We start from the raw sequence: 17,206 nt of genomic DNA, 5'->3' as shown, positions 1-17,206 counted from the left end.
CGGCATGACGGGCCCCTACGAGAGGAAACCCGATGAGCATCCTGTCCGTGTCGTCCTTCAGCCTGCGTGAGCAGCTCGGACCGATCGACCTCACCGTCGTCGCTCCCGACGGACGCGAGATCCGGTTCAGCACCGACTTCCCGGCGCTGTTCGACATCGCCGAGTTCCCCCGTCTGGCGGCCGACCGGTTCGGCGTCGCGGGGGTGGAGACGGTGGCGTTCCAGTTCACCGGCCCGGAGGACCCCCGGCTCGACCGGTTCGCCGCGGAGGCGGCGGCCGCCGGCACGCGGCTGCTCAACGTGGCCGTCGACGTCGGCGACCTGCTCACCGAGGACCCCGTCCGGCGTGCCGACGACGTCGCGGGCCTGACGACCTGGATCGACCGGTGCGCGGCACTGGGCTCGACCTTCGTCCGGGTGAACCCCGGCTCGCCGCTGAGCCCGAACCACGGGATCACCCCGCCGGAGCACCTGGTCGACGCGCTGTCCGTACTCGGCGCCCACGCCCGCGAGCAGGGCGTGCGACTGCTCGTGGAGAACCACGGCGGGCCGTCCAGCAATGCCGTCTGGATGAACCGGCTGCTGGACGCCGTCGGGGAGCAGAACCTCGGCCTGCTGCTGGACCTGGGCAACTTCGACGCGATCACGGTCCCGATGGCGGCGGTGCTCACCGACGATCCGGACGGCCCACCGCTGCCGCCGCGCGGCAGCGCCGCGCTCGAGCCCGTCTACCGGGGCATCGACGCGCTCGCCGCGCGCGCCGAGCTCGTCCAGGTCAAAGCCCACGACGTCGACGACGACGGGACCGTCGGGCTCGTCGACCTCCCGCGGGCGTTCGCGATCCTCGCCCGGCACGACTACCGGGGCTCGTTGACGGTCGAGTACGAGGGCACCGGCGGCGACCCGTGGGCCAGGACCCGGCGGGTGCTCGACCTGACCGCCGCGGCGTTCGCCACCACCCGCTGACCCGCACCGGCCCACCCCACCGACCTCGCAGAGGACCGAGATGACCTCCATCGACGCCGACGCCCCCCGAGTCGACGTGCTCGTGATCGGGAGCGGCCCTGCCGGCTCCACCTACGCCCGGACCATCGGGGACGCCGTCCCCACGGCTCGGATCCTGATGGTCGAGGTCGGACCGGCCGTCCCCGGGGTCCGCGGCGACCACACCCAGAACATGTCGGACGACGACCGGGCCGCGGCCCAGCTGCTCACCCAGGGCCCGGACAGCGGCGTCGAGCGGGCGGCCGCGCTGTCCGACGTCGCCGACGGCATCGACCCCAGCCTGGAGTTCCGGCACACCATCCTGCCGGGCCTGTTCTTCGCCGACCCGCGGCCGGCCCCCGCCCCGGGCGAGGTCGGGCTGCCCGCGGCCAGCATGGCCAGCGGGGTCGGGGGATGGGGATCCACTGGGGCACCTCGAGCCCCCGCCCGCAGCAGTCCGAACGCATCCCGTTCGTGCCCGCCGCCGAGATGGACGCCGCCCTCGACCACGCCGAGCGGCTGCTGGGCACCATGACCCCGCCGACGCCGGGCCACGGGCTGCCCGAAGCGGTCCGGTCGGCGCTGGCCGACGAGTTCGACGGGCCGGGGCTGACCCCGACCGGGTTCATGCCGACCGCCACCCACTGGGAGGGCGACACGCTGCGGTTCAGCGGGACCGGCGGCATCCTGGGCGACCTCGAGGCCACGGTGCCCGGCTTCGAGCTGCGGACCGAGACCCTGGCTCGGCGGGTGATCGTGGAGAACGGCACCGCGGTGGGCGCGGTGCTGGAGGACCGACGGTCGGGACGGAGCTACGAGGTGCGCGCCCGGCACGTCGTCGTGTGTGCCGACGGGTTGCGCACGCCGCAGGTCCTGTACGCCTCGGGCATCCGCCCGGCCGCCCTCGGGCGGTACCTCAACGAGCACTTCCAGGTGACCTCGTTCGTGTCCCTGGCCGACGAGTTCAACCCGGCGCTGTTCCCACCCGAGCCCCGCAACGTCCGCCCGGTACTGACGCCGTTCTCCGACGCCCGCCCCATGCAGGGCGGGGTGATGCTGCTCGCGAACTCCGCCTACCGGATGAGCCTGGGCGGCGGCGACCCGCTCGACGACGGCGACGCCTCCGCCCGGCTCGCGGTCCTGGCCTGGTACGGGGCGAAGGACCTCCGCTCCACCGACGCCGTCGAGTTCAGCGACACCGAGACCGACTTCTACGGCATGCCGCGGATGCGGATCCGCTACTCCCACACCGACCGCGACCGGGCGACGATCGAGCAGATGACGAGCAACTCGGTCCGCGCAGCGCGCCGGATCGGCACGCTGCACGAACCCCCGGCACTCGCCGCTGGCGGGTCCTCACTGCACTACCAGGGGACCGTCCGGATGGGCGAGACCGACGACGGCTCCTCGGTCTGCGACCCGTGGCTGCGGGTCTGGGGCGTCGACAACCTCCACGTCGGCGGCAACGGCGTCATCCCCACCTCGACCGCGTCCAACCCGACGCTGACGACGGTGGCGCTGGCGTGGCGGGCCGCGACCGCGATCGTCCGGAGCCTGACCTCGACCCGCAGCGCCACCCCCGCGGCCACGGCGTAGACCGGCGACCCCGAACCACGAAGGAGCACGTCATGGCCACCCGTACGACACTGGGCGTCGGCATCGTCGGCGCCGGATTCATCGGCCGCTTCCACGTCCGGTCGTGGCAGGGCGTCCGCGACGGCGACGTCGTCGCCACCGCCTCGCGCAGCCTCACCTCGGCCGAGGTGCTCGCCCGGGAGGCCGAGGGGCTCGGCGTCGGGTCCGCCGTCACCGCCTACGACGACGTCGCCGCACTCGTCCGTGACCCCCGGGTCGACGCGGTCTGGGTGCTGGTGCCCAACCACGCCCGGCTCGAGGTCGTCCGCGCGATCTGCGGGGAGGTGAGCGCGGGCCGGGCGCAGCTGCGTGGGATCGCGATCGAGAAGCCGCTCGGGCGCACGGTGGCCGAGGCGGCCGAGGTGCTGGCGCTCGTGACCGGCGCCGGTCTGCTGCACGGCTACCTGGAGAACCAGGTGTTCGCACCGGCCATCGTCCGCTCGCACGCGCTGGTCTGGGGCCGGGCGGTCCCGGCAGCGGGGTCGCCCTACCTGGCACGCGCGGCCGAGGAGCACTCCGGCCCGCACAGCACCTGGTTCTGGGACGGCGAGCAGGAGGGGGGCGGCGTCCTCAGCGACATGATGTGCCACTCCGTCGAGGCCGGCCGCTACCTGCTCACCCCGCCCGGGACCGACCCGGCGACATGGCTCACCCCGGTCTCGGTGTCGGCCTCGATCGCCTCCCTCAAGTGGGGCCGCGCCCGCTACGCCACCGAGCTGCTGGAGCGGTACCCGGGCGTCCCCGACTACCGGCGCACGCCGTCGGAGGACTACGCGCACGCCGTCTTCGAGTTCCGCAACGGTGACGGCGAGCCCGTGGTCGTCGAGGCCACCACCTCGTGGAGCTATGTCGGCGCGGGGCTGCGGCTGTCGTTCGAGATGCTCGGCCCCGAGTACTCGATGTCCGCCGACACCCTCGACACCGAGGCCAAGGTCTTCCTGTCCCGCAGGCTGGAGCAGGACCGCGGCGAGGACCTGCTGGAGAAGCAGAACGCCGAGCAGGGCCTCATGCCGATCGTCCCCGACGAGTCGGCGAGCTACGGCTACACCGCGGAGAACGCGACCTTCGCGACGGCGTTCCTGCGCGGCGAGCAGCCCGCGGAGTCGCTCACCAACGGTCTGGAGGTGGTGCGCCTGCTGATGGCCGCCTACGCCTCGGCCGAACAGGGCCGCACCGTCTCGCTGGAGCACGAGTTCGCGGACTTCGTCCCCGCCGTCGCCCGCGGGGCGTGGAACCCACGGGCCGCCGCGCCCCGGGATGCGGGATCGTGAGCCCGACCTGGACCGCGAGCTGGACGCAGGCCGTCACCGACGTGGGGTGGCCGACCTCGAACTCCGCGACGTGACGGCGCGGATCGTGGTCGAGGCGGGCGTCGGTGGTGACCGGCTTCGGGTGAGCCTGAGCAACCGCTTCGGGACGGCACCCCTGCACATCGGCCGGCCGCGGTGCGGGTGGCCGGGCGCGTCGGACCCTAGCGGAAGTCCTCCGGGGACACCTCGTCGATGAACTCCCGGAACTCCTGCATCTGCTGCTCCGGTGGGGCGTCCGCCGGTCCGGCGGTGGCGGCGCGGGCCTGCGCGGCGGCGCCGGTGGTGTCGTCGCCGTCGGGGGGCAGGACGTCGTCGACGGCCTGGCCGACCTCGTCGAGGACGTGCTCGGCCATCCCGATCGGCAGCCCCTCGCGCACGGCCAGCGCCAACGCGTCCGAGGGGCGCACCACCAGCCGGGTGTCGCCGTCGAAGACCAGCTCGGCGGTGTAGACGCCGTCGACGAGGTCGGAGATCTCCACCCGTTCCAGGGTGCGCCCGAGCGCCTCGACGACTGGGAGCAGCACGTCCTGGGTGAGGGGGGTGCCCTCGTCGTCCCGCGGACCGACGGCGATGACCTCGGCCTGCGGCGGCCGCAGGAACACCGGCACGCAGCGGTCGCCGTCGGCCTCGCCGAGCAGCAGCACCGGCTGGCGTGATCTGGCGTGCACGATCAGGCGCAGGACGTGCATCGTCCGGGTCATCTGCCCAGTGTCCCCGCGACGGGGGGTGACGGAAGTCTCAGAACGAGACGATCCTCAGCCGCGGGCGAGCCAGGGCATCGTCGTCGCGGCGATCGTCAGGAACTGCACGTTCGCCTCCAGGGGAAGGCCGGCCATGGAGACCACGGCGTCGGCGACGTGCCGGACGTCGAAGGTGGGCTCGGGCCGGACCGAGCCGTCGGCCTGCTTCGCGCCGGTGGCGATGCCCGCGGTCATCTCGGTGGCCGCGTTGCCGATGTCGATCTGCCCGCAGGCGATGCCGAACGGACGGCCGTCGAGCGAGAGCGACTTGGTCAGCCCGGTGATCGCGTGCTTGGTGGCGGTGTAGGGCGCGCTACCCGGCCGGGGGACGTGCGCGGAGATCGAGCCGTTGTTGATGATCCGGCCGCCCTGCGGGTCCTGGCCGCGCATCGCCCCGAACGCCGCCCGGGCGCAGAGGAACGAGCCGGTGAGGTTGACCGCGACGGCCGCGTTCCAGTCGTCGACGGAGATCTCGTCGACGGTGCCGCCCGCGCCGAACGTGCCGGCGTTGTTGACCAGCAGGTCGACCCGGCCCCAGCGCTCGTGCACCGCGGCGAACAGGGCCTCGACCGACCGGGGGTCGGTGACGTCGGTGGGGACGGCGAGCGTCCCGTCGCGACCTCGGTCAGGGCCTCGCGCCGGCGACCGGCCAGGGCGACCCGCCAGCCGGCGTCGAGCAGACCGCGGGTCACCGCCTTGCCGATGCCCGACCCGGCCCCGGTCACCACCGCCACACCGCTCATGGGCCCACCCTGCCACGGCCCCGACCGGTGCCCCCGGACTCAGATCGTCACGCGGCCGGCTCGGTCGGCGGCAGCTCGGGCTCTCTCCGGCCGTCTCGCGCGCGCACTAGAGAGCCGCAGACGACCCGAGCGCGCGGGCGCACGTAGCGCCCTCTAGCCCTGTCTCGGATCGACCCGAGAGAAGCGCAGACGAGTGTATCGACCGTCGATCCAGCTCTGTACCACTCTCTCGTCCATGGGCTAGACAGCCCCATACGATGACATCGACACGCGCCCATGCCACCGCATACCGCCGTCTAGGACGGTCACGAGAGATCCGGATACGAGACGATCGACTCGATGCACTGCTCCCCTCCTGGCGGCGTCGTCGCAGCGTAGCAGGCCTGTGTCGAACGTGTGTGCGAGGGCCCGGGATCAGGTTCGGAAGGCGGCCAGGGCGTCGGCCGTGCCTGCGAGCCCGTGTCGGCGCACCCGTCCGGCGGGTTCCCCGACGACGCGGGCGAAGGCCCGCGCGAACGCCGCCTCGGAGCGGTAGCCGAACCGGTGGGCCGCCTGCGCCACCGTCCCACTCCCCCCTGACAGGAACTCGGCGGCGGCGTGCATCCGCCACCGGGTCACGTAGCTCATCGCGGGCTCGCCGACGAGCTCGGTGAACCGGGCGGAGAACGCCGAGCGCGACATGGCCGCCGTCGCGGCGAGCGCGGCGACGGTCCAGTCCCGCTCCGGCTCGCGGTGCACCGCGGCGAGCGCGCGGCCGATCCGGTCGTCGGCGAGCGCCCCGAGCCAGCCGGTGCGGGTGGCCGCGTCGGCCTGCAGCCGGCCGCGCACCGCCTGCAGGACCAGGACGTCGGCCAGCCGGGTGATCACCGCGTCGCTGCCGGGGCCGCTGTGCTCGACCTCCGCGGCCAGCAGCCGCAGCGTGTCCTGCACCCGGTCCCCGATCGGCGACGGCTCCACCCGGACGAGGTCGGGCAGGCTCGCGACGAGGTCGCCCGCCGCGGGGTGGGAGAACCGGACCGCGCCGCACACCATCCGGGTCACCGGACCGTCGCCGCCGTGCCGGAGCAGGGCGTAGCGCCCGTCGAGCATCGGGTGCGGGATCGACCGGATGTCCGGGGCGAGCACGCCGGGCGCGCTGCGCAGCACGTGTCCGGCCCCCCGCGGCACGACGACGAGCTCACCGGGCCGCAGCTCGCGGTCGGTCCCGTCCGCCGCCCCGTCGGCCGTGCCCTCGGCCGTGCCCTCGGCCGTGCCCTCGGCCGTGCCGTCGACGGTGAGTCGGCACCCGCCGGAGGTGACGACGTGGAACCACAGGCAGCCCGGCGTCGCGGGCAGCGTCATCCCCCACGGCTCGCCGAGCTCGGAGCGGCAGTAGAAGACGCCGTCCATCCGCAGCACGTGCAGCGCCTCCCCGAGCGGGTCGGCGGCCGGGAACGGCGGCGCGGTGGACACGGTGCACAGCATGACAGTTCGTCCACAGCTCATCCCCATCTGTGGACGAAGGAGCATCACTTGTGGATGTGTGGCCATTCTGCGTCCGCCCATCGGCGGTGATCGTGGACGGACACCGACGAGAGGAGTTCGACATGATCGCCGTGCTGGGGGCGACCGGGAACGTGGGATCACAGGTCGTCCGGGAGCTGACCGCGGCCGGGGTGGACGTCCGCGCCGTCGCCCGCCGCCCGGCCGGCGCCGCGCCGGGGGTGCGGCCGTGGCCGGGTGACCTCGGCGACCGGGCGTTCCTGCGCCGGGCGTTCGACGGAGCGGCCGCCGCCTTCGTGCTGCTGCCCTTCGACGTCACCGCGCCCGACCACGCCGCCCACCAGGCCCGGCTCGGGGAGTCCGTCGTCGCCGCGCTGCGCGACGCGGCCGTGCCCCGGGTCGTCGCGCTGAGCTCGCTCGGGGCGGAGGTCCCGGGCGGCCCGGACCTCGCCGTGACCGGCTACCTGGGCAGCCTGCACGACCAGGAGGCCCGGCTGGCGACGCTCGACGCCCACGTCATCCGGGTCCGGCCGGGCCTGTTCCTGGAGTCGTTCCTGTGGTCGCTCGCCGCCATGCGGGCGCACGGGGTGCACGCGGACTCCGTGGACCCCGACGTCGCGCTGCCGATGGTCGCCACCCGTGACGTCGGACGGGCCGCCGCCGCGGCGCTGCTCGCCCCGGACGCGCCGGAGGTCGTGGAGGTGCAGGGTGCGGCGGACCGGACGGTGCCCGAGGTCGTCGCCGCGCTCGGGCCCGCGCTGGGCCTGCCGGACCTGACCTACGTGCGCGTCCCGGACGATGAGATGGAGCAGCTGCTGCGTGGGGCCGGGATGCCGGCGGACGGGGCGCGGCTGCACGTCGCGATGAACCGGGCGTTCAACCGCGGGGAGATCCGCGCGCACGGGCCGCGGGGCGCCGTCGACGACGTGCTGACCGTCGAGCAGTGGGCGGCGGGGGTGACGGGATGACCGGGGTCCTCGACGGCGCCGCCGCCATCGGGGCGGGTCTGCTCGGCGGGATCTACCTGGCGTTCTCGGTCGCGGTGCTGCCCGCCCTGCGCCGTCGTCCCGCGACGGAGGCGACCGCGGTGATGCGCGGGGTGAACCGGGCGATCGTGAATCCGGTGTTCGGGACACTGTTCGCCGGCACAGCGCTGCTCACCTGCGCGGTGACGGTGGCCGGGGTGCTCGGCGGGCAGCCGCTGCGGATCGCCGGCGGGGTCGCGGTGCTGGCCGGCTTCGTCGTGACCGCCGCGGTGAACATCCCGCTCAACAACGCCCTGGAGCGCGACGGCGACTGGGTCGCCTTCGCCCCGCGCTGGAGCGCCGCGAACCACCTCCGGGGAGCGGTCTCGACACTCGGCGTGGCCCTGCTGCTGCTCTGAGTCGAACATGTGTGCGACATCTCGGGGACCCGCCTGGCGCCGGCCGGGGAGGGCGGGGCACGCTGGTCGCCGCGCCCGCTCCCCCGGGTGCGGACCGGCCGTCGTCCGCGACGGCTCCGCGACGACGACCGGGGGAGCATGAACATCCACGAACGACAGCGACTGGCCGCCCTGCGCACCGACCGCGAGACGGTGCTCGCCGCCGCGGCGGCCCTGCGACACGAGGCCGTGCAGGCGCACTACGCCGGGCTCAGCCGTCCCGAAATCGCGTTCGGGCTGGCCTCGGTACTGGAGATGCTGGCGCTGCGGATCGCCGACCAGCCCCCGGACATCCGCGCGCACGTCGTGCGGATCGCCCGGGAGATGGCCGGCGACACGATGGACTCACCGACGGTCCGGCGCACCCGTCGTCGGTGATCCACCGGAGTTGTCCACAGGACTGTGCACAGCTGGGGACGGATCGAACCGGTGTTCGATCAGGATCTAGCGGACGCCCTCCATCAGTACCTTCAGCTTCGGCACGAGCGCGACGACGACGAGGCCGACCACGATCGCCGTCACGCCGGTGATGCCGAAGTAGGCCACCTCGGCGCCCTCGCTGTAGAGCTCGGCCAGCAGGCCGGAGAGCACCGTACCCATCGAGACCGACAGGAAGAACAGCGCGACCATCTGGGTCTGGAACGCCTGCGGCGCCAGCTTGGTCGACAGCGACTGCCCGACCGGGGAGGTGAACAGCTCCGCCAGGCAGAACACCAGCAGGATCCCGACGAGCGCGAGCAGCGGCGTGCCGTTCGCCCCGGTGCCCGCGAACGGCACGAACAGCAGGACCGCGAAGCCGATGACGACGGTGCCGATCGCCATCTTCATCGGCGACGACGGCTGGCGCGGCCCGAGCTTGGTCCACACCGTCGCGTAGACGCCGGCGAGCAGGATCACGAAGACCGGCTCGATCGACTGGGCCCAGGTCACCGGCATCTCCCAACCGAGGATCGTGCGGTCCAGACGCTTGTCGGCGTAGATGGTGAGCACGGTGAAGATCTGCTGGAAGATCGCCCAGAACATCACCGAGGCGAGCCACATCGGCAGGAACGCCAGCACCCTGCGGCGCTCGACGCGGTCCACCTTGGGACTGGTCAGCATCAGCGTGAAGTAGGAGACGGTCGCGACCAGGACGATTCCGAACACGATCCACTTCAGCCGGTCGGCGGTGATCACGTCGGTGGCGATCAGGACACCGATGACGACCAGCAGCACGACCGCGCCGATCCCGGCCCGGGTCCGGGTGGCGGCCGGGAGCGGGTTCGGGACGACCCAGCCCGACGCCGGGAGCGCGCGCCGGGTGAACCAGTACTGGACCAGTCCGATCGCCATGCCGATCGCGGCGGCGCCGAAGCCGATGTGGAAGCCCCACGTCGACTGCAGCACGCCGGTGAGCAGCGGCCCGCTGAAGGCGCCGATGTTGACGCCCAGGTAGAAGATCGAGAACCCGGCGTCGCGACGGTCGTCGCCCGGGCCGTAGAGCGAGGCCAGGATCGTCGAGGCGTTCGCCTTGATCCCGCCGCTGCCGAACGCGACCAGCACCAGGCCGATCGCGAGCCCGGCCGCACCGGGGACCAGGGCCAGCGCGATGTGTCCCGCCATCACGGAGACGGCGCTGCCGAACAGCACCCGCTCGGGCCCGAAGAGCCGGTCGGCGGACCAGGCCGCGAGGATCGTCGAGAGGTAGACGGTGCCGCCGTAGGCACCGACGATGCCCGCCGCCACCCCCTCGTCCAGCCCCAGGCCGCCCTGGGTGGCCGAGTAGTACATGTAGATGAGCAGGATCCCCTGCATGCCGTAGAAGGAGAACCGCTCGAACATCTCGACGCCGAAGAGCGTCGCGAGCTGGACGGGGTGGCCGAGAAAGGTCCTCTCCCGGCGCCGGGGTGTGGTCGTGGTGTCGGACACGCCGTTCGGTCTACTCCGCGACGCAACGATCGTAAAGCGCTTGACCGGTGACCGTCACCGCATCGCGACCCGTCAGAGGGACGCGGGCCCCTCTTCCGGGATCATCCCGACCCGGTCCGCGACGGCGGCCATGACGTCCTGGACGGCGACGGTGTCCGCCAGCGGCATGACCGGGCTCTCCGTCTCCCCCGCCGCGACCCGCCGGGTCACCTCCTCGATCTCGTGGCTGTAGCCGCGCCCGGTGGCCGGCAGCACGAGCTCCTCCGGGTCGGCGCCGTGCCGGTGCACGACGATCCGGTCCGGGTGGTGGAACCGCGGCGGCACCTCGATCCAGCCCTCGGTACCGATCACCCGGGCCGAGCCGGGCATCGCGCACTGCAGGCTGACCTGCAGCGCGGCGCTGCGGCCGTCGGGCCAGCCGAGCAGGATCGACTCCTCCAGGTCCACACCGGACGGCGTCAGCGCGCCGCTCGCGGCGACCGTGCCCGGGCTGCCGAGCAGCATCTGGGCGAAGGAGACCACGTAGACGCCGAGGTCGAACAGGGCACCGCCGCCGAGCTCCGGGGAGAAGAAGCGGTCGTCGTCGGCGGTGCGGTTGCGCACGCCGAGATCGGCCTGCACGGAGCGGACCTCCCCGATCGCGCCCTCGGCGACGAGCTCGCGCAGCCGGACGACGGCGGGGAAGAACCGCGTCCACATCGCCTCCATCACGAACACCCCCCGGTTCCGGGAGGCCGCGGCGATCTCGCGGGTCGCGACGGAGCTGACGGTGAACGCCTTCTCCACCATCAGCGCCTTGCCCGCCTCGATCGCGGCCAGGGCGATCGCCCGGTGCTGCGGGTGCGGGGTCGCGACGTAGAGGACGTCGACGTCCGGGTCGTCGAGGATCGCCCGGTAGCCGGTGTGCGCCCGCTCGATCCCGTGCCGGCGGGCGAACTCCGCGCCGCGTTCCGCGGAACGTGACGCGACGGCGACGAGCTCGGCGCCGGGCACGTGCGCGAAGTCCGGCGCGACGGCGTCGGCGATGCGGCCCGGACCGATGATTCCCCACTTCACGCTCATGGCCCCGATCCTGCCCGTCGGCCCGCGGAAGTTCCCGGCGGCCGGCCGATGAGTCCGGTCACCGCGCCCTGCCCACCCCTTCGAACGCCGGAACCCCCGGGGTCACGTCCACACAAGAGCCCGCGATGCCGAACATGATCTTCGTCAACCTGCCGGTCGCCGACCTCGCCGCGGCGAAGGCCTTCTACTCCGCGCTCGGTTTCGGGCTGAACGAGCAGTTCTCCGACGAGCGCACCGCCTCGTTCGTCGTCAGCGACGCCATCGTCGTGATGGTGATGACCCAGGACCGGTTCCGGGAGTTCACCGAGCGGCCCGGCGTCGCCGACCCGCGGACCGCCCGTGAGGTCATCAACGCCTTCGGCGTGGACAGCCGCGACGAGGTCGACCGGCTGATCGAGGCCGGTCTGGCCGCCGGCGGGCACCCTGTCCGGCAAGACCGAGGACCACGGCTTCATGTACGGCCGCGGCATCGACGACCCGGACGGCCACCACCTCGAGTTCGTGTGGATGGACCCGTCGGCCGTCGCCGGGGAGTGAGCCCGGGTCAGACCGCGCGCAGCGGGCGCACCTTGCGGACGAGTCCGTCGATCGCGAGCGCGTAGCCGTCGATGCCGAACCCGACGACGATCCCGGCCGCCACCGGGGAGACGAACGAGTGGTGCCGGAAGGTCTCACGACCGTGCACGTTGGAGATGTGCACCTCGACCGTGGGGAGCTCGGCGCCCTCGATCGCGTCGTGCAGCGCGACCGAGGTGTGGGTGTAGGCGGCGGCGTTGAGGACCAGGCCGATCGCGTCGCCGCGCTTCACCGCGGTACCGGCCTCGTGGATCCAGTCGACGAGGACGCCCTCGTGGTTGGTCTGGCGGAAGTCCAGCTCGAGGTGGTGCGCGGCGGCCGACTCCCGGCACAACGCCTCGACGTCGGTGAGCACGGTGGTCCCGTACACCTCCGGCTTGCGGGTCCCGAGCAGGTTGAGGTTCGGGCCGTTGAACACGAAGACGGTGGTCACACCCGTGATCCTCTCAGCCGCGCCAGCCGGGGCGGACCAGGCCCGACTCATAGGCCAGGACGACCAGCTGCGCGCGGTCCCGTGCCCCCAGCTTGGTCATCGTGCGGCTGACGTGGGTCTTCGCCGTCGTCGGACTCATGTGCAGGCGGGCGGCGATCTCGTCGTTGGACAGCCCGGCCGCGACCTCGGCGAGGACCTCCCGCTCGCGGTCGGTGAGCTCGTCGAGCCGGACGGCGCCGTCGGGGCCGCCCCGCGAGCGCGCCGCGAACTCGGCGATCAGGGTGCGGGTGACCGCCGGGGCGAGCAGGGCCTCCCCGCTGTGGACGACCCGGATGGCGTGGATGAGGTCGGCCGGTTCGGAGTCCTTGACCAGGAAGCCGCTGGCGCCGCCGCGGATCGCGTCGAAGACGTAGGAGTCGTCGGTGAACGTGGTCAGGACGACGACCCGGGTACCGGCGAGGTCCGGGTCGCCGGTGATCTCCCGCGTCGCGGTGATGCCGTCGGTGCCGGGCATCCGGATGTCCATGAGCACGACGTCCGGGTGGTGGTCGCGGACCGCGGCGACGGCCTGCGCGCCGTCGGCGGCCTCGGCGACCACGTCCAGATCGGGCTGGGAGCCGAGCAGCGCGCGGAACCCGGAGCGGACGAGCGCCTGGTCGTCGGCGAGCAGGACACGGATCACCTGTCGGCTCCCGGGGTCGTGGGGTGGTCGGGGACGCGGCCCCGCGCGAGGAGGTCGGCCGGGGCGGAATCGGCGGCGGGGCCGCTGGCGGCCGGATCGGGCGGGGGTGCGGGCAGGTGGGCGTGCACCCGGAACCCCTGCTCCGGGCCCGGCCCCGCCGCCAACGTCCCGCCGACCGAACGCGCACGCTCGCGCATGCCGGTCAGCCCCGTGCCGTCCACCGCGCCGGGGGCGGGGCCGGCACCGTCGTCGTCGACGGTCAGGTCCAGCGCGTCGTCGCCGAACCGCAGCGTGACCACCGCGGTGCCCGCCCCGCGTGCCGACGCGTGTTGGTCAGCGACTCCTGCACGATCCGGTACGCGGCCAGGTCGACCCCCGTTGGCAACGGCCGCGGGGTCCCCTCGGTGGCGCGCCGCACCGGCAGCCCCGCGGCGCGCACCTCGTCGAGCAGCGCGTCGAGCCGGTCCAGACCGGGGGTGGGCGCACGCGGGGCCTGCTCGTCGACCCCACGCAGCACCCCGAGGGTGGAACGCATCTCGCGCAGCAGGTCGCGGCTGGCCCGCTTGATCTCGGTGAGCGCAGTGCGGGCCTGCTCCGGATCGTCGTCCATCAGGTAGAGCGCGACCCCGGCCTGCACGTTGATCAGGGAGACGTGGTGCCCCAGCACGTCGTGCAGCTCCTGGGCGATGCGCAGCCGCTCGGCGTCGGCGCTGCGCCGACGCTCGGCCTCGGCGGCCCGCCGGGCCTGCGCCGTGTGCTCGCGCCGCACCCGCCACAGGGCACCGGCCGCGACGAGCGCCGCCAGCCAGGCCAGCACCGGGGCGGTCGCCGGCCACGGGATCGGCCGCCCGGTCACGAGCAGCCACCCGGCCAGCACCGCCGCCGCGACGACCACCACCGCGAGGGCCCGATGGTGGTGCCCCGCGGCGACCGCGGACACCAGCGCCACGGCGAACGCGAACCCCAGCGGCCCCATCAGCGGGTACCCCAGACCCAGGTAGACGACGACCGCGGCCGCGCACACCGCGAGCGCCACGACCCGGTTCAGGTGCCGGAACAGCAGCGCGACCGGCCCCGCCGCGAGAAGCACGACGGCGAGCACGTCGAGCGGGAGCGCCGTCGTGCCCGGGTCCGGGTACCGCGCGCTGCGGGCGACGGTGAACGCCGTCCCGCCCGCAGTGAACAGGCCGACGACCAGGGCAGGGACGAGGACCCGCGCGATCGGACCCCACATCGGACGTCGGTCGGCGGGCACGCGGGACACCGTAGACCGGTGCACCGACAGCGGGCGTCGTCCGGACGATGACCGGTGCCGTACACCCGAGGGAGTACGCGGACGGGCGTTCCTCCCCCGGTGGCGGCAGCGGGATCGGCGACCGCGGGCGGACGCGCGCGACCCCCCGGCACCGCGACGCTGGCCGTCATGACAGCGACTCCGGACACCCGTCCCGCACCCGGACCGGACACCACCCCGGCACCGGCCACGCCCCTACTGGCCGCGACAACACCGGCCACGCAGGGCCCGGCGACTCCGCTCCGGTCGGACGCCGTGCTCGCCTCCGACTCCGAGCGCGAGCACGTCACCGCCCGGCTGCGGACCGCCGCCGCCGAGGGGCGGCTGACCCTCGCCGAGTCCGACGAGCGGCAGGCCGCCGCCTACGCAGCCCGCACCCGCGACGAGCTCGTCCCGCTGCTCGCCGGGCTGCCCCGCCCGCCGCGGCCGCGGCACCCCCGGCGTGGTCCGCTCACCCCCCGCGCACGGCGCAACCTGCGCATCCACGCCGGGGTGACCGTCGTCGTGCTGCTCCTGCTGGTCCTGGGCGCGGGGCTCGGGCCGGCGCCGCTGTTCGCGCCGATCGGGCCGGCGTTCTGGCTGGGACTGATCCTGTTCGTGCACTCCCGGCGGGCCGAGCGGGAGGTCTCACCGGACGAGGAGCTGCCCGAGGAACTGCGGTGACCGCCGTCGCCGAGCAGGCCGGGCGGGCGGACGGTGCACGTACTGCTTGCGGTCGCCTGGACCGGCGACGGTTGACAGGCAACCGAATAGTTGCATAATTGGTCGCGTGGCCGACCTGGACGCCGTCTTCCGCGCACTCGCGGACCCGACGCGACGGCGCATCCTCGACCGGTTGCACGAGCAGGGTGAGTCGACGCTCGGCGCGCTGTGCGAGGGGTTGGACATGAGCCGGCAGGCCGTGTCCAAGCACCTCGCGCAGCTGGAGGCCGCCGGACTGGTGACGACCCTGCGGCGCGGCCGGGAGAAGATCCACCACCTCGACCCGGTCCCCATCCAGGAGATCCACGATCGGTGGATCGGGAAGTTCGAGCGCAGCCGGGTGCAGGCGGTCACCGCCCTGCGCGCGGCGCTGGAGGAGAACGATGAGTGAGCGTCGCTACGTCTACACGACCTACATCCGCAGCACCGCCGAGCAGGTGTTCCGGGCGCTGACCACACCGGAGTTCACCATGCAGTACTGGGGCGGCGCGGAGCTGACCTCGGACTGGCGCGTCGGGAGCCCGCTGGAGGCGGTCCACCCCGACCACGACGACTTCATCGGCGAGATCCTCGCCGTCGAGCCGCCGCACCGGCTGTCCTACACCTTCACCGGCCGCGCCGAACGGGACGCGGGGCGGCCGCCGACCGTCGTCGAGTTCGCGCTCTCCCCGTTCGGCGACGAGGCGGTGAAGCTGCAGGTCGTCCACACCGGTTTCACCGACGACGAGCAGGGCGCACGGGACGCCCGCGACGTCGGCGAGGGCTGGCCCGCGATCCTGTCCGCGCTCAAGACGCTGCTGGAGACCGGCCGTCCGCTGGCCTCCCCCGGTCACTTCGCACCACGGACACCGGCGGCGCCTGCCCGGTGAGGCCACGCCCGGACCTGCTCACCGTCGGTCCGGACCGCCGACCGGGCCCGGCGGCGGCCCGGTCCCGGTGGCCGACGGGCGCCGTGATCGCCGGTCTCAGCGGCCGAACAGGCGGGCCCACCAGCCGCGGGACCGTCTTCCGGGCTCCGACCCGGTGCCGGGCCCCACCGTGGCGGGCCGGGCGGCGGCGCGGCGGCGTTCCCGGGCCGCGTGCCACCGCGCGACGACCTCGTCGGCGTCGAGCCTGCGGATCGGGACGCGCGGGCCCGTCGGGTGGCGCATGTGGTCGACGACCCGGGAGTTGACCTCCTCGACGTGCTCGCGCACGCGGCGCTCGTCGACGAAGCGGGTGACGGTCTCGTCGATCCGGTCCAGCTCCTTGCGCAGCTGGAGCGACGGCGGGAGCAGCGCGTCACCCGGGACACCCTCCCGCTCCAGGTAGCCGCGGATCCACCAGTTCTCGTCGACCGGGCCGATCCGTCCCGCGCCGGGCAACGGCTTGCCCTTGCCGGGCAGGTCGTCGAAGTCGCCCCGCTCGACGGCCTCCCGGATCGCCTGGTCGACCGGCGACTCGAACCTCGGGTCCACACCGTTCATGGCTGCACCACCCCACCGCGACGATACCGGCGGGCCCCGATTCCTGTCGGTGCTCGGGTGCACACTCCCGGCCATGACGACGACCTCCTCGACGACACCCACCACCGATCGTTCCCGTGCGCTCGACCTGGCGCGCCACTACCCCGGCCGGCGGGCCGGACACGTCGCGGCGCAGCAGCGGAGCGCGGGGTTCCCCGACCGCAACTGGCGCCTCGGGGCCGACGGGGAGCAGCGCACCGCGCACCTGCTGACCGCGCTGACCGGGCGGACCCGACGGGACCGGCTGCTCGGCAGGCCCGCGGCGTGGCGGGTCCTGCACTCGGTCCCGCTCGACGGCGGCGCCGCCGATCTCGACCACGTCCTGATCGGGCCGCCCGGCATCTGCGTCATCGACACCCGCCACCACCGCGGCCGCTCCCTGCTGCTCGACGGCGAGCGGCTGGTCGTCGCCGGGACGGCCACGGACGCCGTCCCGCGGGCCCGGGTCGAGGCGCAGCGGGTCCGTGAGCTGCTGCTCCCCCGTCTCGGGCCTGCCGCCGCCTCGACGCCGGTCCGCCCGGTGATCGCGCTGGTCGGGGCGCCGATCCGGGTGCGCCGCTGGCCCGACGACGTCGTGGTCGCCACCGAGGGCGCGCTGGTGCGCGCCCTGCGCGGGCTGACACCGGTCCTCGACCCGTGGGAGGTGGACCGGATCCACGCCGTGGCACGGCGCCCGGAGAGCTGGGGGTGAGGCGTGCGCCGGGTCACGGCGCCTTCCCCGCGCGGGG

The 17,206-nt window shown here is 74.0% G+C and carries 21 protein-coding genes and 1 pseudogene; 12 read left to right on the top strand and 10 right to left on the bottom strand.

Annotation, left to right across the window (positions count from 1 at the left end; all coding sequences use genetic code 11):
* The first annotated feature begins 32 nt into the window (after positions 1 to 32).
* From XF36_RS25995 to XF36_RS25985, 4 genes are read left to right on the top strand one after another with little or no spacing between them, the layout of a single operon-like run.
* Positions 33 to 965 (top strand): sugar phosphate isomerase/epimerase family protein, encoded by a 933-nt coding sequence (locus tag XF36_RS25995; RefSeq protein ID WP_060713991.1) that lies wholly within the window; start codon positions 33 to 35, stop codon positions 963 to 965.
* A gap of 40 nt (positions 966 to 1,005) precedes the next feature.
* Complete coding sequence (locus XF36_RS34610) at positions 1,006 to 1,518, top strand: hypothetical protein (protein WP_238589024.1); 513 nt, start codon at positions 1,006 to 1,008, stop codon at positions 1,516 to 1,518.
* Positions 1,458 to 2,579 (top strand): GMC oxidoreductase, encoded by a 1,122-nt coding sequence (locus XF36_RS25990; RefSeq protein ID WP_238589023.1) that lies wholly within the window; start codon positions 1,458 to 1,460, stop codon positions 2,577 to 2,579. The genes XF36_RS34610 and XF36_RS25990 overlap by 61 nt, the downstream gene beginning before the upstream one ends.
* A 32-nt stretch (positions 2,580 to 2,611) precedes the next feature.
* Positions 2,612 to 3,889: a Gfo/Idh/MocA family protein gene (locus tag XF36_RS25985; protein WP_060714983.1), complete on the top strand. Its 1,278-nt coding sequence runs from the start codon at positions 2,612 to 2,614 to the stop codon at positions 3,887 to 3,889.
* Positions 3,890 to 4,089: 200 nt separating this feature from the next.
* Here XF36_RS25985 and XF36_RS25980 read toward each other — a convergent pair whose 3' ends face one another.
* The 3 genes and pseudogenes from XF36_RS25980 to XF36_RS25970 form a co-directional block, all read right to left on the bottom strand.
* On the bottom strand, positions 4,090 to 4,629 hold the full coding sequence (locus XF36_RS25980; RefSeq protein WP_060713990.1) for a bifunctional nuclease family protein: 540 nt from the start codon (positions 4,627 to 4,629) through the stop codon (positions 4,090 to 4,092).
* 54 nt (positions 4,630 to 4,683) lie between these two features.
* Positions 4,684 to 5,411: pseudogene (locus XF36_RS25975) on the bottom strand (SDR family oxidoreductase).
* 414 nt (positions 5,412 to 5,825) lie between these two features.
* Positions 5,826 to 6,875, bottom strand: a complete 1,050-nt coding sequence (locus XF36_RS25970) for an AraC family transcriptional regulator (RefSeq protein ID WP_060713989.1) — start codon at positions 6,873 to 6,875, stop codon at positions 5,826 to 5,828.
* A 122-nt stretch (positions 6,876 to 6,997) separates the two neighbouring features.
* Here XF36_RS25970 and XF36_RS25965 point away from each other — a divergent pair, with 122 nt between their 5' ends.
* The 3 genes from XF36_RS25965 to XF36_RS25955 are packed head-to-tail and all read left to right on the top strand — an operon-like array spanning position 6,998 to position 8,694.
* Positions 6,998 to 7,861, top strand: coding sequence for an NAD(P)H-binding protein (locus XF36_RS25965; protein ID WP_064485695.1), 864 nt, complete (start codon positions 6,998 to 7,000; stop codon positions 7,859 to 7,861).
* Entirely contained in the window at positions 7,858 to 8,277 is a 420-nt protein-coding gene (locus tag XF36_RS25960; protein ID WP_060714982.1) for a DUF1772 domain-containing protein, read from the top strand. The genes XF36_RS25965 and XF36_RS25960 overlap by 4 nt, the downstream gene beginning before the upstream one ends.
* Positions 8,278 to 8,286: 9 nt before the next feature.
* Complete coding sequence (locus XF36_RS25955; RefSeq protein WP_060713987.1) at positions 8,287 to 8,694, top strand: hypothetical protein; 408 nt, start codon at positions 8,287 to 8,289, stop codon at positions 8,692 to 8,694.
* 66 nt (positions 8,695 to 8,760) lie between these two features.
* Here XF36_RS25955 and XF36_RS25950 read toward each other — a convergent pair whose 3' ends face one another.
* The gene (locus XF36_RS25950) at positions 8,761 to 10,137 is read right to left on the bottom strand and encodes an oligopeptide:H+ symporter (protein WP_349675579.1); all 1,377 of its coding nucleotides are present in this window, start codon (positions 10,135 to 10,137) and stop codon (positions 8,761 to 8,763) included.
* Positions 10,138 to 10,296: 159 nt separating this feature from the next.
* Positions 10,297 to 11,286: a Gfo/Idh/MocA family protein gene (locus XF36_RS25945; protein ID WP_060713985.1), complete on the bottom strand. Its 990-nt coding sequence runs from the start codon at positions 11,284 to 11,286 to the stop codon at positions 10,297 to 10,299.
* Positions 11,287 to 11,411: 125 nt separating this feature from the next.
* Here XF36_RS25945 and XF36_RS25940 point away from each other — a divergent pair, with 125 nt between their 5' ends.
* Entirely contained in the window at positions 11,412 to 11,888 is a 477-nt protein-coding gene (locus tag XF36_RS25940) for a VOC family protein (RefSeq protein WP_202968452.1), read from the top strand.
* On the opposite strand, the gene aroQ is transcribed toward XF36_RS25940, so the two are convergent.
* Genes aroQ through XF36_RS25920 form a run of 4 tightly spaced genes read right to left on the bottom strand, consistent with a single transcriptional unit; the run spans position 11,831 to position 14,232 of the window.
* The gene (aroQ, locus tag XF36_RS25935) at positions 11,831 to 12,304 is read right to left on the bottom strand and encodes a type II 3-dehydroquinate dehydratase (protein ID WP_198932352.1); all 474 of its coding nucleotides are present in this window, start codon (positions 12,302 to 12,304) and stop codon (positions 11,831 to 11,833) included. The genes XF36_RS25940 and aroQ overlap by 58 nt on opposite strands.
* A gap of 4 nt (positions 12,305 to 12,308) precedes the next feature.
* A complete protein-coding gene (locus tag XF36_RS25930) occupies positions 12,309 to 12,977 on the bottom strand; it encodes a response regulator transcription factor (RefSeq protein WP_060713984.1) in 669 nt (222 codons plus the stop codon).
* On the bottom strand, positions 12,974 to 13,276 hold the full coding sequence (locus XF36_RS25925) for an ATP-binding protein (RefSeq protein WP_060713983.1): 303 nt from the start codon (positions 13,274 to 13,276) through the stop codon (positions 12,974 to 12,976). The genes XF36_RS25930 and XF36_RS25925 overlap by 4 nt, the downstream gene beginning before the upstream one ends.
* The gene (locus XF36_RS25920) at positions 13,237 to 14,232 is read right to left on the bottom strand and encodes a sensor histidine kinase (RefSeq protein ID WP_145981513.1); all 996 of its coding nucleotides are present in this window, start codon (positions 14,230 to 14,232) and stop codon (positions 13,237 to 13,239) included. Before XF36_RS25920 ends, XF36_RS25925 begins: the two co-directional genes overlap by 40 nt.
* Before the next feature lie 168 nt (positions 14,233 to 14,400).
* Between XF36_RS25920 and XF36_RS25915 the strand changes: the two genes are divergently transcribed.
* From XF36_RS25915 to XF36_RS35355, 3 genes are all read left to right on the top strand, one after another.
* On the top strand, positions 14,401 to 14,934 hold the full coding sequence (locus tag XF36_RS25915; protein ID WP_082375921.1) for a DUF1707 SHOCT-like domain-containing protein: 534 nt from the start codon (positions 14,401 to 14,403) through the stop codon (positions 14,932 to 14,934).
* A gap of 106 nt (positions 14,935 to 15,040) precedes the next feature.
* The gene (locus XF36_RS35360) at positions 15,041 to 15,364 is read left to right on the top strand and encodes an ArsR/SmtB family transcription factor (protein WP_082375659.1); all 324 of its coding nucleotides are present in this window, start codon (positions 15,041 to 15,043) and stop codon (positions 15,362 to 15,364) included.
* Complete coding sequence (locus tag XF36_RS35355) at positions 15,357 to 15,842, top strand: SRPBCC family protein (RefSeq protein WP_060713980.1); 486 nt, start codon at positions 15,357 to 15,359, stop codon at positions 15,840 to 15,842. Before XF36_RS35360 ends, XF36_RS35355 begins: the two co-directional genes overlap by 8 nt.
* A gap of 96 nt (positions 15,843 to 15,938) precedes the next feature.
* Here XF36_RS35355 and XF36_RS25900 read toward each other — a convergent pair whose 3' ends face one another.
* On the bottom strand, positions 15,939 to 16,439 hold the full coding sequence (locus XF36_RS25900) for a DUF1992 domain-containing protein (protein WP_060713979.1): 501 nt from the start codon (positions 16,437 to 16,439) through the stop codon (positions 15,939 to 15,941).
* Positions 16,440 to 16,512: 73 nt separating this feature from the next.
* Here XF36_RS25900 and XF36_RS25895 point away from each other — a divergent pair, with 73 nt between their 5' ends.
* Positions 16,513 to 17,169, top strand: a complete 657-nt coding sequence (locus XF36_RS25895; RefSeq protein ID WP_060713978.1) for a nuclease-related domain-containing protein — start codon at positions 16,513 to 16,515, stop codon at positions 17,167 to 17,169.
* Positions 17,170 to 17,206 lie beyond the last annotated feature (37 nt).

Origin of the sequence: Pseudonocardia sp. HH130629-09 (genome assembly GCF_001294645.1) — a bacterium.
Taxonomy (GTDB): Bacteria; Actinomycetota; Actinomycetes; order Mycobacteriales; family Pseudonocardiaceae; genus Pseudonocardia.
This window is presented reverse-complemented; position numbering and strand designations above follow the sequence as displayed.

Excerpts from the sequence above, each read along its gene's own strand:
- XF36_RS25960 (WP_060714982.1), top strand. The coding sequence starts at position 7,858 with ATGACCGGGGTCCTCGACGGCGCCGCCGCCATCGGGGCGGGTCTGCTC.
- XF36_RS25985 (WP_060714983.1), top strand. The coding sequence starts at position 2,612 with ATGGCCACCCGTACGACACTGGGCGTCGGCATCGTCGGCGCCGGATTC.
- XF36_RS35355 (WP_060713980.1), top strand. The coding sequence starts at position 15,357 with ATGAGTGAGCGTCGCTACGTCTACACGACCTACATCCGCAGCACCGCC.
- XF36_RS25980 (WP_060713990.1), bottom strand. The coding sequence starts at position 4,629 with ATGACCCGGACGATGCACGTCCTGCGCCTGATCGTGCACGCCAGATCA.
- XF36_RS25915 (WP_082375921.1), top strand. The coding sequence starts at position 14,401 with ATGACAGCGACTCCGGACACCCGTCCCGCACCCGGACCGGACACCACC.
- XF36_RS25950 (WP_349675579.1), bottom strand. The coding sequence starts at position 10,137 with ATGTTCGAGCGGTTCTCCTTCTACGGCATGCAGGGGATCCTGCTCATC.
- XF36_RS25945 (WP_060713985.1), bottom strand. The coding sequence starts at position 11,286 with ATGAGCGTGAAGTGGGGAATCATCGGTCCGGGCCGCATCGCCGACGCC.
- XF36_RS25900 (WP_060713979.1), bottom strand. The coding sequence starts at position 16,439 with ATGAACGGTGTGGACCCGAGGTTCGAGTCGCCGGTCGACCAGGCGATC.
- XF36_RS25965 (WP_064485695.1), top strand. The coding sequence starts at position 6,998 with ATGATCGCCGTGCTGGGGGCGACCGGGAACGTGGGATCACAGGTCGTC.
- XF36_RS25970 (WP_060713989.1), bottom strand. The coding sequence starts at position 6,875 with ATGCTGTGCACCGTGTCCACCGCGCCGCCGTTCCCGGCCGCCGACCCG.
- XF36_RS25895 (WP_060713978.1), top strand. The coding sequence starts at position 16,513 with ATGACGACGACCTCCTCGACGACACCCACCACCGATCGTTCCCGTGCG.
- XF36_RS34610 (WP_238589024.1), top strand. The coding sequence starts at position 1,006 with ATGACCTCCATCGACGCCGACGCCCCCCGAGTCGACGTGCTCGTGATC.
- XF36_RS25940 (WP_202968452.1), top strand. The coding sequence starts at position 11,412 with ATGCCGAACATGATCTTCGTCAACCTGCCGGTCGCCGACCTCGCCGCG.
- XF36_RS25995 (WP_060713991.1), top strand. The coding sequence starts at position 33 with ATGAGCATCCTGTCCGTGTCGTCCTTCAGCCTGCGTGAGCAGCTCGGA.